The 14,806-nt window shown below is 47.6% G+C and carries 13 protein-coding genes; 2 read left to right on the plus strand and 11 right to left on the minus strand.

What is annotated here, in order from left to right; genetic code table 11:
• Positions 1–15: 15 nt before the first annotated feature.
• The 3 genes from Q4Q52_RS15100 to Q4Q52_RS15110 all read right to left on the minus strand — a co-directional run bounded on the left by Q4Q52_RS15100 (position 16) and on the right by Q4Q52_RS15110 (position 2,788).
• Positions 16–564, minus strand: a complete 549-nt coding sequence (locus Q4Q52_RS15100; protein ID WP_311899035.1) for a TIGR04211 family SH3 domain-containing protein — start codon at positions 562–564, stop codon at positions 16–18.
• Positions 565–792: 228 nt separating this feature from the next.
• Positions 793–2,082, minus strand: coding sequence for an inorganic phosphate transporter (locus tag Q4Q52_RS15105; protein ID WP_220592105.1), 1,290 nt, complete (start codon positions 2,080–2,082; stop codon positions 793–795).
• A gap of 25 nt (positions 2,083–2,107) precedes the next feature.
• A complete protein-coding gene (locus tag Q4Q52_RS15110) occupies positions 2,108–2,788 on the minus strand; it encodes a TIGR00153 family protein (RefSeq protein WP_105251552.1) in 681 nt (226 codons plus the stop codon).
• 231 nt (positions 2,789–3,019) lie between these two features.
• On the opposite strand from Q4Q52_RS15110, the gene Q4Q52_RS15115 reads away from it, so the two are divergent.
• On the plus strand, positions 3,020–4,516 hold the full coding sequence (locus Q4Q52_RS15115; protein ID WP_311991017.1) for a CYTH domain-containing protein: 1,497 nt from the start codon (positions 3,020–3,022) through the stop codon (positions 4,514–4,516).
• A 145-nt stretch (positions 4,517–4,661) separates the two neighbouring features.
• Here Q4Q52_RS15115 and Q4Q52_RS15120 read toward each other — a convergent pair whose 3' ends face one another.
• The 8 genes from Q4Q52_RS15120 to Q4Q52_RS15155 all read right to left on the minus strand — a co-directional run bounded on the left by Q4Q52_RS15120 (position 4,662) and on the right by Q4Q52_RS15155 (position 11,694).
• Positions 4,662–5,486: an ion transporter gene (locus Q4Q52_RS15120; protein WP_106651766.1), complete on the minus strand. Its 825-nt coding sequence runs from the start codon at positions 5,484–5,486 to the stop codon at positions 4,662–4,664.
• 151 nt (positions 5,487–5,637) lie between these two features.
• Positions 5,638–5,967, minus strand: a complete 330-nt coding sequence (locus Q4Q52_RS15125; protein WP_106649567.1) for a hypothetical protein — start codon at positions 5,965–5,967, stop codon at positions 5,638–5,640.
• Positions 5,968–6,068: 101 nt separating this feature from the next.
• Positions 6,069–6,722, minus strand: coding sequence for a DUF4178 domain-containing protein (locus Q4Q52_RS15130; protein ID WP_220775920.1), 654 nt, complete (start codon positions 6,720–6,722; stop codon positions 6,069–6,071).
• A 162-nt stretch (positions 6,723–6,884) separates the two neighbouring features.
• Positions 6,885–7,574: a PspA/IM30 family protein gene (locus Q4Q52_RS15135; protein WP_006082926.1), complete on the minus strand. Its 690-nt coding sequence runs from the start codon at positions 7,572–7,574 to the stop codon at positions 6,885–6,887.
• Between the two features lie 11 nt (positions 7,575–7,585).
• Entirely contained in the window at positions 7,586–7,999 is a 414-nt protein-coding gene (locus tag Q4Q52_RS15140; RefSeq protein ID WP_006082925.1) for a YjfI family protein, read from the minus strand.
• 78 nt (positions 8,000–8,077) lie between these two features.
• On the minus strand, positions 8,078–9,802 hold the full coding sequence (locus tag Q4Q52_RS15145) for a polyamine aminopropyltransferase (protein ID WP_311990987.1): 1,725 nt from the start codon (positions 9,800–9,802) through the stop codon (positions 8,078–8,080).
• A 4-nt stretch (positions 9,803–9,806) separates the two neighbouring features.
• A complete protein-coding gene (locus Q4Q52_RS15150; RefSeq protein WP_006085958.1) occupies positions 9,807–10,706 on the minus strand; it encodes a DUF350 domain-containing protein in 900 nt (299 codons plus the stop codon).
• Positions 10,707–10,719: 13 nt separating this feature from the next.
• A complete protein-coding gene (locus Q4Q52_RS15155; protein WP_259512845.1) occupies positions 10,720–11,694 on the minus strand; it encodes a hypothetical protein in 975 nt (324 codons plus the stop codon).
• Positions 11,695–11,932: 238 nt separating this feature from the next.
• Between Q4Q52_RS15155 and glnE the strand changes: the two genes are divergently transcribed.
• Positions 11,933–14,788, plus strand: coding sequence for a bifunctional [glutamate--ammonia ligase]-adenylyl-L-tyrosine phosphorylase/[glutamate--ammonia-ligase] adenylyltransferase (gene glnE, locus Q4Q52_RS15160; protein WP_311990988.1), 2,856 nt, complete (start codon positions 11,933–11,935; stop codon positions 14,786–14,788).
• Positions 14,789–14,806 lie beyond the last annotated feature (18 nt).

The following is a 14,806-nucleotide window of genomic DNA, read 5'->3' on the forward strand; positions in this document are numbered from 1 at the left end:
TTTTGTGTGTCAGACTTACATCCAACGTTTTTTACTGCGACGTTGTGGTCTAGGTAAATACACTAAAATAATGCCTAGGATTAACCCCATACCTGCAATTAATCCGCCTTGGCGCCATAGTTCAAAACGCTCATCTTGGGCTGAGCGATCAACCGCGACTTTAAGTTCATCACGTTCTTGAGTGGTTTTGGCGAGGTTCGTTTCTAACTCGCTTAGTTTAGCCTTCAGTTCGGTCACTTCGTCGGCGTGGTTATCAGTCGAACTTAATACTCCCGCTAGTTTAGCTTTAGCTTGTGCAAGCTCAGTGGTTAACGCTGGCACTTGTTCACGGAAACTTTGAGTCGAGCTGATTAGGTTAGTTTGCACCCAACCTTCGCGGCCTTTATGGTCGATGATCTTAGAGTAATCACCTTGGGTTTCGTTGAGCAGTGTCACAGGTTGACCGGCTTCAATTGATCCAAGAATTCGGAACTCAGTACCTGGGCCACCTAAAAGATAAAGGAACACGTTATCCGAGATGTAACGGGATTGGCCTTCGGCCAGCAGGTTGGAAGACAGTAACATCATTCCTACCAGAGTCAGGAGTCTAAACACTTTTGTATTCTCATCAACGAAATAGTCTGCACATGCTAGGGATTTGAGGCCTGTAATGCAAGAGGGAAGTCATAGACTTCCCTCTTGCATTACTGCATCCATGCTATGACCATTCCCATTTCACTCTATCTTTCCTAAGACCTTCTAGTCCTAGGCGCTAATATTACTTAACTTCAGTAACTTATTTAGCGAAACCTCTTAATTAAAGATACCTTTAATCATAAAGAAGAAGATGATTGATAGGCCTGCGCCTGCAGGTAGGGTCACAACCCAAGATACGACGATATTACGCACCACACCAATGTTAATCGCTGCGATACCACGGGCCATACCCACACCTAATACCGCACCGACTAAGGTTTGAGTGGTAGAGATAGGTAAGCCTGTGCCCGATGCGATAACCACTGTCGAAGCCGCTGCTAATTCAGCTGCAAAACCACGACTTGGCGTCAGGTGAGTGATGTTTTTACCTATGGTTTGCATCACGCGCTGGCCAAAAATAGCCAGACCCATCACGATACCTACGGCACCTAAAGGTAGAATCCACCAGACTAATGGTGATTTTGATGCAATTTCACCGCCGCTGTTAACGACAGAAACCACCGCCGCTAAAGGACCAATCGCGTTGGCAACGTCGTTTGAGCCATGGGCGAAAGCCATACAACAGGCCGTCAGTACCATTAAGATCGCAAACACTTTTTCAACGTTTTTGAACTGGGTTTGACGGTCGTTTTTATCGCTCATTTGTAAACGTGAAATGGCCACTTTACCAAATAAACCCACCACAACTGCGATAGCGCCCGCTAACAGGTAAGCTTCTGCGCCACTTAAGTGAATACCCACATGGGATAAGCCCTTAAGAATGGTCACTAACGACATGATAAAGCCAGCGAATGCCATATAGAAAGGCACATAACGCTTAGCATTGCTCAATGGGTCGTCAGTGTTGAAAATAAGCTTTTGTACGCTTTGGAATATGATAAAAGCCATAAAGCCTGAGATTGCAGGGGTAATCACCCAAGAACCTACGATACCGCCTACTTTACCCCATTCGACCGATTCAGTACCGACACCGACTGCCGCGAAACCTATGATGGCACCGACGATAGAGTGAGTTGTTGATACTGGCCAACCTAAAGCTGACGCAACCACTAGCCAAATACCTGCCGCTAAAAGCGAACCTATCATGCCGTAAACCAGCAATTCTGGGGTGTTTGTAAAGTAGCTTGAATCAATGATCCCATTACGGATCGTGCTGGTGACTTCGCCACCGGCTAAATAAGCGCCCGCAAACTCAAAGATCATCGCGATAATAATCGCTTGTTTGATCGTAATTGCGTTTGAACCTACAGAGGTTCCCATCGCATTGGCAACGTCATTGGCGCCAATACCCCATGCCATGAGAAAACCAAATGCAGCCGCAACGGCAATAAGCCACGGGCCATTGGTGACTAAGACGTTAGCCACCTCAATACCTGCATCAACCATATTGATACCTTGATAACCTTATTTGTTAAACGCGAGCCAGCATAAGCTCAAGACGTGAACCGACGCGTTCGGCAAGATCTGCAAGACCACCGACCCATTCAATCGTTTTGTAGAGGAACATCACATCGACAGGATTCAATTCAGATTCCATGGCGAATAACTGACGGCGTAACTGAATTTGTAGATCGTCAGTATCTTCTTCGATGATATCGAGTTCGTTGATCATTTTTGCCACTAAGTCGACTTCACGACCACGGAAACCTGTTTCTAACAGATCTTCGAGTTCATTAATGACTTGTTTTGCTAGTGCTACCGCATCGATACAGCGTTGTAGATAAGCAATAAAAGGGACTTGCATGACCTGAGGGATTAACAGCTGACGGCCGATAACACGACCAGAAATATCTTTTGCTTTGTTGGCAATCTTGTCTTGTTGAGTTAAAAGTTCCAATAAATCTGTACGTTCTACTGGCATAAACAAACCGCTTGGCAGAGTCAGGCGGATTTCACGCTTCAGTGAATCTGCTTGCTTCTCGGCTAAACTAATTTGCTTACGTAATTGAACTGCACTGTCCCAGTTACCTGTGATAGTGGCTTCGAAAAAGGGGACGAGTAACGATGCGCAATCGTGTACTTTGTCCATGTGCTCTTGAAGAGGCTTAATTGGCGATTTTGCAAACACGCCCAAAATAGAGTTTACTGGCATTGCCGTTTACCTATTTAGATTGTTCCATTATTGGAAAAAGCGGGCGCATGTTAACCTATGCGTCCGCGTATTGAAACTGTGTTTTTTCAGAAAAAACGACAGCTTTATTCTAACGGGTTATATATCAACTGCAAAACCAAATCCTACGGGATTTTTATGACACATTTGTGACATTATGAACTAAAGATGACGCATCAATGAAAGTTTGATGACAAAATGAGCGGTAACGCAATGAATGCTGAGATTGAATTAAAACTGTTTTTCCTGTCGATATATCAAGAATCCCTGATAAATAAGTTAGATAGTCTCGATAATGCCGTCCCCCAAGGTAAACGTCGTTTGGCGAATGGTTACTTCGACACACCTGACTTACAACTGCGTCAGTGGGACATGGGTTTGCGGGTGCGCGGTTACGATGCACATAGAGAGCAGACCATAAAAACCGCTGGGCAAGTCGTGGGCGGGATTCATTCGCGGCCCGAATATAATGTGACTATCCAAGCCGATAGCCCAGATTTAAGTCTATTCCCAGCCAGTATTTGGCCCGCCGATGCGGATTTAGCCGCCACACAAGCCCAGTTGACCTGTATATTTCACACCGATTTTTATCGCCGTGCTTGGCATGTCCAAATTGATAATAGCTTGGTCGAAGTGGCGTTAGACATAGGTGAAATCACCGCCAATGGTCAGCAAGAAGCGCTGTGTGAGCTCGAGTTTGAACTCCTCAGTGGCGATACTGAGGCACTACTTAAGCTGGCTATGCAAGTGGCGAGCGTGGTGCCTGTGCGGTTAGGTAAAGCCAGTAAAGCACAGCGCGGCTATCGATTAGCGGGTAAAGCTAAGCCGCTCGATTTAAACGCATTGGAATTTTTGCCACTGACAGAGTCACATGATTCTTCTTCACAGGATTTAAGTGCAAACTGCCAAATCCTGCTTGAAACCGCGCTTGAGCGTTGGCAATTATTAGAAAGCATGATTGCAGAGGAAAGCGAACCCGAAGCCTGTGTGGCACTGTGGTGGCGAATGCGTGCCTGTATTCGTTTGCTGCGGATGACCTTAAGTCAGTTCAAGTTATTGAATGTGAAACTCTCTAGTCAATTCATGTCGATTGAAAAACAGCTCGATTTTATCGAGCAAGCACAAGCGCTGACTGCCTTGCTTGGAAGCCAAAGGGGCTTGTTCGCAAAGCTTGGTCAACATGCTCAAGTTAACGCGCGCCTTATGGTGCAACTGACAGAGATGAATCTGAAGGGACGTTTACTCTCCCTGTGGCAACAAACTGAATATGGTCAATTACAGCTGGCGATAGTTGAACTATTGCTTAAGATCAGTGCAGGTGAAGTGGACATCAGTAATCAGCCTAGCTTACGCCAGCATGCCGACCGCGCCCAGCAAGCCTCTTGGATGGCAATCGTGGAGGTAATGCCACTCAATAGTGTCATGACCAGTGCAAATTACCTGCAAGTGGCTGCAGTGCTTGATGAGAGCATCTTAGTCGGTCACGCCTATGGCAGTTTATATGAGGCGAAATCACGGGATGCATTTCGCGCACCTTGGCAAGATCTGGTGCTCGGGATTAAAACCTTAGCCTGCTACCGCGCGGTGCAGGATGCGAGCCGAGCGTTGGATATTGATTTAACTGAATGGCTGGAAGATAAACAGCAAAGTTTGTTATTTGCCATGGAGTCGACGCGTCGTAATGCGATGCAGCAACAGGGCTATTGGTAGGGTTATGTTTATAACGTTGAACTAATTCTAAGTCTATTGACTGGCGCAGCACTGATTCTAGCTCGGCACTGAAAAATACTAAGGGCTCAATCCACATTGGATTGAGCCCTTTCTTTTGCAGATTGTTAGCCCATTCTTCGCTAAATCAGTTGTTTCTGTTTTCGATAACTTGCTTCAGCTCTGCAATTTTTGCGAGCATTTGCGCTTGGTTCTGTTCCATCTTTTGCTGGTTTTCTTCCATTCTCGCTAAGGCTAATTCGAGTTCTGACTTTATTTCGGCTTTATGGGCCTCTTGGCGCTCCTGTCGCTCAGTTTCATCGGGCGCGACAAATACCGACGCCATATAACCTGAGATGACCCCAAAAAAGCTCACGCCGCTGACAATCACAATACCGCCTATGATATGGCCAGCTGTCGTCACCGGATAATAATCGCCGTAACCGACGGTCGAGATAGTGACTAACGCCCACCAAATCGCTTGTTCTGCGGTTTGGATATTAGCGCCTTCGGTGCCGCTCTCGACGATCAAAATGATCACTGAGGCTAAGGTTAGAATCGTCACCATGGCGACCAGCAAACTGGCTAAGGTCGCTTGTTTACGTTGTTTGATCAGTGGAAGCAGCAGTGAACGACTCATGCGGATCAGGCGAATTACCCGCAGGATTTGGAACAAACGTGCCATCCGCAGGGCTTCAATTGCCGGAATGCTGGCAATAAAATCAATCCAATGGTGTTTAATGAAAAAGCGTTTATCGCGAGCTCTGAACAACCCAATAAAGAAGTTGATCATGAAAATCATACAAATGCTGGTATCGACGAAAAAGAGTAAGCGATAGGTTTCGCTATCGAGGCGGCCGAAGGTCATGACGAGCACTATGATCACCGACAGCAAGGATAGCAACATCATCGCCATTTCGAATGGAGAAGGGCTGCCAAGGGTGCGAAGTGACCATGGGGTTTTATCTGTCATGCCAAACATGATCCCTGTTAAGTGCGGCGAATGTCTCAACTAAAGTAAAAGACTTTAGGCTGTGAGTAAATTGTCTAAGCCAATAAAATCGAATTTCGTCAATTAATTGTACAGGCTATATATTCAATAGCCTGTGCAATGTTTGTGGGAGTTATTTCTTATCTACAAAGTGAACTAAATCGTCGAGGACTCGGCGTTTAATTTCTAGCTGCGAATCGGCGCTTAAACCATATTTTTCTGCCAGTTGTACATAGTCATCGGCATTGAGTGACACAGTAAGACGTGGACGCGTTGGTCGTTTCGACACGCTTAGGCCCAAAATCGTGCGAATTTGATCCGAAGGGCTCACTCCTGCATCTAACGCGGCTTTACGAATTGAGTATTGAAATTTTTCATCGAGATCGAAGGCGACTTGCGTTGCTTTCGCGGCCTGTTGGTTCTTTAACCATTGCTCGGGGAGAGGGTGTTTGGTCTTACTCATGGCGTATTACCTATTGCTATCAACCGTTTCTAGCGCTTATCTGTGAGATTGTATTGGGATTATTGATAAAGTGCGAGCGCGCACTTTATCTTATTTTTGGCTTATTTCGCTGGCCAGTATTCCCGAATATCCGTCAGTGGACGATATAAGGTCAAGACAACATCTGTATCGCCACCTTCGTAAACTTCCACTTCGACGGCGCGGCTTTCATCGTCATCGAGCAGTAAATAGTACTCGAAGGGCTCACCCGTGGCGCCATTGGCGTCTTGTGGTGGCCTTTGGCCGCGGTAGTCCTGACGATGGAAATAGCCAAAAGCGGCAAACGTCACTTGGTGATATTGCTTTCCAAGCCATTGTTGCAGTTTTTCCGCTAAGTCGGCTGGTAATTCTTTCGTGGTTAACTCGGCATGACCCGGTTCATCGAACAGGGCGCTGAACTGCTCAAGATCGAATAATTGTTCCACTTGGGCGCGGGAAATTTTAATCGAGAAGGCGAGATAGGTTTCGTCGTCTTCTTCGATGCTTAGAAAGAGTGTGTCGCTACCATGGCCTTTAAGTAACCATTCGGCTTGCTGATTACGTTCAGACTCATAAGTATGTACGGCTTCGACCCTCAATTGTTGACCACGAAGTTGTGGCGGCAGGGCAAAGCTGTCATCAATTGAGATCATGTCGCCCACATTGAGCTGGGATGGGTGATTGAGCTCGCGCTGTGGCGCTGCTTTCTTACCAAAAATACTATTGAAAAACCCCATAGTGACTCCTGCTGACTATGCTCGCGTGCGGCTTCAAATCGATTGGCTGCGGATCGTAACGGGCGATAGTGGTCAATTATTTTATGCGGATGAAACAAAAAAATGCCGAGGTCAGTAGGGGGTGATGATCCCACTGAGACTCGGCATTCGGTCAATCATTGCTTAGCTTTTACGTGCTTTGATTCGGTCTAGCACAGCATTTGCATTCGACTTTTGCTCACCAATACCGGCTTCGGCTAGCTTAGATTGCAGTGACTTGTCACTGTTTTCATCGGCTAAGGTTTCTGCCGCTTTCAGGCGGTCGTCAAACTGCTGCTGACGTGCCTTGATGCGCTCGAGTGAATCTTTAGCGTTCAGCAGCTTAGAGTTGCTAGACGCGAACGAATCAGTAATGGTTGCCGTGGCTTTTTGCACGCTTTCAGTGGTTTTAACCATGCTCAGCTGACGTTGATAATCAGACAGTTGGCGCTCGGTTTTCTTCACTAAGTCTTTCAAACGTGCAGCATGGGCGCTAAAGCTATCGTTGGCGCTTTGTTGCTCAGACAGCTCTTGATCTAACTCGGCAATCTTCTCTGCAATTTCAATTGCTAAGGCTTCATTACCTTTGTCCAACGCTTGAGTCGCATAACCTTCGTGTTCGGCAATCGAACGTTTCAGGCGGTCGATTTCACGGCTGGCTTGCATTTCTTTCGCCATGACATCGGTCAGTTCACGTTTAGCATTGGTTAAATGCTTTTCTGCGTCACGGATTTCCTGTTCGAAAATACGGGTTGAGTTTGCGTCAACGATGCCTTGACCCACTTCGGTAGCACCACCACGAAACGCTGTTAAAATTTTATTCAGAATGCCCATTTTGTGGCTCCTTATTTCAGATAATCGACCATTTCATCGATAACTTCTAAACAGTTATCGGATAAAACTGATAATTCTTGCTCGATTTCGAGCATGCTAGATTGTAGTGATAGCGCACCGTAAACTACGTATTTGTCATCAATTTTTGCAAAGGATGACAGAGGCATTGGAATGTTGAGCTCTAGCATGGTTTCAAACATTTCACTGCGACGATCTTGGTTTACTTCGTTCTCGCCCCACAGGTAGCTGATGCAGAGCACTTGGTTGTCCGTCACCGATACAAATACCGGGATTTCTTCACGGCCAACCACATTCACTTGCAACACTTCGACTTCACCATCGATTGGATAACAATCAAATTGAAAGCCAGTTTGGCTGGTGTTGCCAAGACTGTTGAGGTGATTGGCAATGGTATGGATATTCATATTTGTCCTTATTGACATATTATGTCTGTGTTCAAAGATAGCACTGGGACATAATATGTCAAGCACTATCTCATCCTATTAAAAAAGATTCAGTCCCTGATTCTCGGACCAATCTTGCAAATGGTAGTGATACAGCTGCAACGAACCCAATTCATTGGGTTTTATTTTGGCGGCATCTTGATAAAAATTTGCTGGAAACTCAAAGGCACCATCCACTAAACCTAAGGTGAGCCAGTCATCTTTGATGGGCAGCTCAGTTAACTTAGCTAATCTGTGTTGTGCATCGAGTCCGCCTGCGGTGGCGATACTCCAGCCCCATTCGCCAAAACTGGGCACATTATGGTGGTACTGTTTGACGTCAAATCCTGCCAATGCCAAGGTTTTTGCTACCGAAATAAAGGCCTTAGGGGCATGGTAAGGCGATGTTGACTGTACAGTCAGAGCGCCATCACTGCTCATAAGTTCCTTTAATTTACGGTAGAAATAATCCGAATACAGCTTATTAAGATCGGGATGGCTCGGATCGGGCAAGTCCACGATAATTGCATCGTATTTCACGCCTGTTGCAATCAGCTTATCGACGCCATTAAATGCATCGTCGTTGATCACAGTGACACGGGGATCGTTTAGCGCATTGCCGTTGAGCGTCAACATAGCGCGGCTCAAACGCTCGGGCATATCCGTATCGGGCGACTTAAATAATTGCACTAGGCCGACATCGAGATCGAGCAGCGTCACTTGCTCAGGCTCCCAGCGCAACACTTGCTTAAGACCGAGTCCATCGCCGCCGCCAATGATCAACACCTTGTGATGACGGGCACTGGCTGCGAGTGTGGGATGCACGAGAAACGCATGGTAGATGTGTTCGTCTATGCTAGAAAACTGTAAGCGACCATTGATGTATAACGCATAAACGGGCGGCAGACCGTTACCGCGCAGTCGCTCGGTGAAGGTCAACTGTTGGAAGCGTGTCGCCTTGGCGTAAACCACCTTGTCTTTATAGAGCAAATTATTAAATTCTTGTTCCCAGCGTGGGCCGTGGATGGCTAACACGAGTAAAATGCCTGTCACGATAAAGTGCCCAGTCAAAAGCAGTTTAGGGCGGCGGATTTTAGGCCAGAAGCGCCAGATAAACACAAAACCCGCCAACAGGTTAAAGCTGGCAGTTAAGGCGGCGGCAAGTTGGATATCAATGGCAAGCATAAAGCCCACCCAAATGGCGGCACCTATGCCTGCACCTATGTAATCGGCGCCGTAAATGGTCCCCGCATTGTGCAGCAAATGCTCGTCAGAAAGAGACTGGCGCACTCTGGCGATCAGTGGGATTTCCATACCTATCATCAGGCCCAGCAACACGCCCCACACATAGGGTAGGTATTCGCTGAGTTTTTGTAGCGAGCCTATCATGCCGCCTTCGGGCAGTTGATCTGGTGGTAAACCTAAGGTGTTGGCAATCATCAAGGGCAGTTGTTGGCCGAAACCAATCACCGCCGCTGTGATTAAAATGGCGAGTGAGCCGCAGAGTGCGACTGTGAGTTCTAAGATCACAAAACCGGTAAAGGCATCACGGATCTTACGTGCGGCGAAGGCACCTAGCCCCATGGAGACTATCATCAAGCCAATCATGGTGTAGATGGCGGCTTCTAATGCGCCTAAAATGCGCCCCGCATAGTGGGATAAAAGATATTCGTAAATCAGGCCGCAGCCTGCTAATACGGCCATGATGCCCAATAATAGGACATCGTCGAACCAACCTAGGCTGCTAGGTTTAGCCGCCGAGGGGGTTAAGCTGGTTTCTTGCATTCGATTAGGCCATCAGTGCCGTGAGGATAAGTGCGATAGCGATACTGATCGCCATTTCAACGGCGGCGATGCCGATATTGTGTTGTCTTTCCACTTCATCGGCTAAATCGATACGGGCTAATACCAGTTTCTTCACGACAAACAGCAGTAAGGAAAGCGCGATCAGCATGATGACTGAGAACACTAACCAACCGATCACGTTAGTCACATAAGCCGTTGGATTAAATATAATAAAGTGGCTGGCAGCGTTAAAGCTCAGCGCCATTGCTATCATATAACCCGCATGACGCAGTGCTAATGCCGTATGACCTTGTACTAAGGCTTGCTGCATTGACGAGTCTTGATTGCGGCTCGCAAAACGGTTTTCACGCCAGCGCGTCAGTAGCACTAACATCAACTGCGAAATCGCAAAGGCGCTGAAGATAGCGATAAAGGTATCTAGGGTTAAGTCTTCTGCCCATAACAACACGGCGCGGATGATAATCGCTGTGGCGATGGCAGCACTGGCATCGACAATCGCGACAGACACATTACCTTTGATTATTTGCTCGTTCTTATCGAACTCGTTTAACGCAATCTTATCGTGGAGGAAACGACCCAATTTTATCAGCACTAAGCCGAATAAACCGTAGGCGCTCATGCCAATGGCTTCATTCAGATAAGAATGCGCAGCAGCACCAGTGATAGCGCCCGTTAGCACTATACCTAGTGCGGCAACGGCGCCCGCGGTACTGATACCGAAGGCAAAGTTATCACGCTCCGCCAGTTCCTTACTGCTGTTAACTTTAACGCTCCAACCTTGCAAATAACGCATCAGCGTTAGCAAAATCACGGCTATGGTGAGATCGATAGCCAGAATGATGGCTAGCTCTGGTGTGATACCGAAATCCTGAAATAGTGTCATTGGAAATCCTTAGTTACTTGCCCCGGCGCACACTGCGGGTCGTGCGATTACTGGAATTACGGAAACTGCTGTCTTTAGCATAGTTAGAGCGGAACTTACTACTCGAACTCTTGCTTGCGCTCGTGGTGTTGCTGGCCTTGGGCGTGCTGGTGCTTTCACGGGATAACGCCGTGCCACCGGTACGCGGTTTGGCATAAGGGCTGTCGAAGCGCTTACCTTGGGAATCGAAACGTTTTTTCGTTTGTTCGAAGGTCTTATTTTGCGCATCCGCTTGTTTGGGTGAGGTATAGCGATAACGACCTACGTCATTGTAATAGCTATAACCTCGGTTACCCGACCAACGATCGTAGGAAATAGGGCGATTGAAGACATTCGAAAACATCGAATACATGCCATACCAAGCCCAAAACGACGTGCCGCTCGAATCGGTTTGCCAGTTACCGTAAGACGGATTACCAACGAGCTGACTGCCTGGACCAAAATCTTCGCCGCCATTGGCTAATGTTGCGGCCTCACGGCTAATCGCATTCACGCGGGCCAGTTTGCCGTCGGACATATCGGCGACCACGTTGACAGGGTCGGACAACATATCGTTAAACAGGCTGGGATCTGCGGCTTGATAAAGATTTTCCGCTTCGGCCAGCTGTTGATCGAGATCGGCAAAGTTACTCGCCACTTTCGACTCATCTAATCGACGTTTCAGCGAGGTATACATGGGACCTTGGGTGCCAGAATCCTTTGCTAATTCATCAAGTAATGGGGCTAAATCAGGTTTCTGCTGCTTTAACAGTGTGGTGTATTGTTTTAAGAGGTTAGCGTTACGCAACTGCCCGTCATCGATCATCGTAGTGAGCGTTGCGAGGCGTTGCTGCGTGAGTTGTTGATACTTCGCGATTTTATCCGGTCTCTCATCGCCACAACCCGTCAGCGACAGCATAACGGCTAAAAACAGTATCGATGTGAGAACACGGGTTAGCATTCCTGCCATGTTTTCTCCAAATGGTAATGAAATAAAACTCAAATACTTGCAGGCAATAATAATCTGCTTGCCCAATATGCCTGCTGCGCAGGTTATAGTACCCTTAAATGCCACAGATAAAAGGGGATACCTTTATTTGTGTGCTACATCAGGTAGCTGCAAGTCTCGTCGAACATAACATGATGTGGCGTCAATCTATATCATTTACGACATAATATGTCGATAGCTAAATTTGTTAGGGATTATTATGACCATGCAAAAAGACAGTAATAAGTCATTGTCTATTCTCGTTAATCAAACCGCTGAGCACAACTGGCTGCGGTTAGAGGAAGTATGGTCCGAAGGACTCGTGCAATTAACACCTGCCCAGCAGCAAGAACTCAAAACGGTTCTAGGGCTCAGTGATTACGTGGCGGCCCAGTTATGTCGACATCCCGAGTGGATAAACAGGCTGTTTACCGGCGAGTTAAGCCTGATTGAGCGTAAAAACTTCGATCTTGAATTACACGAAGTCCTAAGCAGCGCCACAACTGAAGAGATGGCAAAAGCCAGCTTGCGGCGGTTTCGTAATTATCAAATGGTGCGCTTAGCTTGGCGTGACTTTTTAGACTACGCCAGTTTAGAAGAATCTCTGCTCGATCTGTCGGCGCTTGCCGAAGCGTTAGTCATTTGCGCCCGCGACTGGCTCTATAAAGATATGTGCGCCCAATACGGCACGCCGATGGACAAAGAAGGCAATGCACAGCCATTGCTGATTTTAGGCATGGGCAAATTAGGCGGCCGCGAGCTTAATTTCTCCTCCGATATCGACTTGATTTTCACTTTCCCTGAGCACGGTGAAACCGTTGGTGGGCGTCGCAGTTTAGATAATCAACAATTTTTTATCCGCATGGGACAAAGGCTAGTGAACTTGCTAGACCAAGTTACCGTCGATGGTTTTGTGTTCCGCGTGGATATGCGTTTGCGCCCCTACGGAGAAAGTGGGCCGCTGGTGGTGAGTTTTAGTGGTCTTGAGGATTATTACCAAGAACAGGGCCGAGATTGGGAACGCTATGCCATGGTCAAGGCGCGTGCGCTCGGACCTTGGAGCCATTTCTCCGATGAATTACACAGCCTGCTCAGACCCTTTGTGTATCGCCGCTATATCGACTTTTCAGCGATTGAATCCCTGCGAAAAATGAAGCAACTCATCGCCCAAGAAGTGCGACGTCGTCATTTGACCGACAATATTAAACTCGGTGCGGGCGGTATTCGTGAGGTCGAGTTCGTGGTGCAGAGTTTCCAATTAATTCGTGGCGGCCGCGAGCCTGCACTGCGCCAGCAGAGTTTATTCGGTGCTATCGATACGCTCTACAGCTTAGGGCAGTTTGAATATTTGGCGGTCGATGAGCTTAAACACAGCTATTTATTGCTGCGCCGAGTCGAGAATTTACTGCAAGCCATAGACGATAAACAAACCCAAACCTTGCCGAATAATCCGCTGGATTGGGCGCGATTGTGCCATGTGCTCGATATGGCCAACGAGGTTGATTTACGGACTCATATTGAAGCGGCAATGAGCAAAATCCATCGTCACTTTAAAGCCACAGTGGGCGGTGAAGAAGGCGAAGAAAAGGCCGAGCATTGGACAACGCAGCTGTGGCATGTGCAAGATATTGATGATGCCGTCGCGCTATTGGCCGAACAGCAAATCGACGATGACAAGCTGTGCCCTATGCTCAGCAGTTGGCGTGAGACTGTCACTAAGCGTTCCATTGGTCCACGCGGGCGGGAAACCTTAGATAAATTAATGCCAAGATTATTGGAAGAGTTGATTAATCAACAGAGTCCATCGGCTGCCTTTGAGCCCGTGTCTAAGGTGCTTGAGCAGATTTTAACTCGCACCACCTACCTTGAGCTTTTATGTGAAAACCCTGGCGCACGGCAACAGTTAGTGAGCCTGTGCTGTGCCAGCCCTTGGATTGCCGCGCAGTTAGCTAAATTTCCCATGCTGCTCGATGAGCTTATCGATCCGTCGCAGCTTTATGACACAACCTCCATCGATGATTATCCTAGCGAGCTGCGTCAGTACATGTTGCGGGTGCCCGAGGATGATATGGAGCAGCAGATGGAAGCGCTGCGACAATTTAAGCTGTCACAACAACTTAAAATCGCCGCCGCCGATGTCACTGGGGTTTTACCTGTGATGCAAGTGAGCGATCACTTAACCTTTTTAGCCGAAGCCATCATAGAACAAGTGGTGATGCAGGCGTGGCAACAGGTTTCCGTGCGTCACGGCGTGCCCGCTCACCTTGAGGGCAATGACACAGGTTTTGCCGTTGTTGGTTATGGCAAGCTCGGCGGGATAGAGTTGGGTTACGGCTCCGATCTCGATTTAGTTTTCCTGTGTGAAAACAAAGCAGATAACAGCCAGACCAATGGTGAACGGCCGATTGAAGTCGGCCATTTCTACCTCAAACTCGCCCAGCGTATTCTGCATTTGTTCTCGACTCGCACCACTTCGGGTGAGTTGTATGAAGTGGATATGCGCCTGCGTCCTTCCGGCGCCTCGGGTTTGATGGTCAGTGAGATTGAACGCTTTGGCGAATACCAAGCTAACGAGGCGTGGACGTGGGAACATCAAGCCTTAGTGCGCTCGCGTTTTGTTTTCGGCGACAATAGTTTAGCGGTCAAATTTAGCCGAATTCGTGCTGCGATATTGGAAAAGCCACGGGATAAAGCTGAGCTGCAAAAAGCAGTACGTGAGATGCGTCAGAAGATGCGTGATCACTTGCTCAAAGCCAGCTATGGCATGTTTGATCTAAAACAGAGTCCCGGCGGTATTGCAGATATCGAGTTTATCGCCCAGTACTTAGTGCTGGCTAATGCCCATGAGTATCCTGAGCTGACGATTTGGTCTGACAATGTGCGGATTTTTGGGGTGTTGGCTGAGCTTGAACTCTTACCTATGATGAGTGCCCAGCATTTAACCCAAACCTATTGCTTACTCAGGGATGAAAATCATCGCCTGACTCTGCAACAAAAGGCGGGGCTGTTACCTGTGTTGGAGGTTGAGGAACATGCCGAGCGAGTGCTCAATATCTACCGCGCTGTGCTTGAATAGTACAGTCATCTAAAGGGA

This window comes from Shewanella sp. SP1S2-4 (genome assembly GCF_031932075.1).
Taxonomy (GTDB): domain Bacteria; phylum Pseudomonadota; class Gammaproteobacteria; order Enterobacterales; family Shewanellaceae; genus Shewanella; species Shewanella baltica.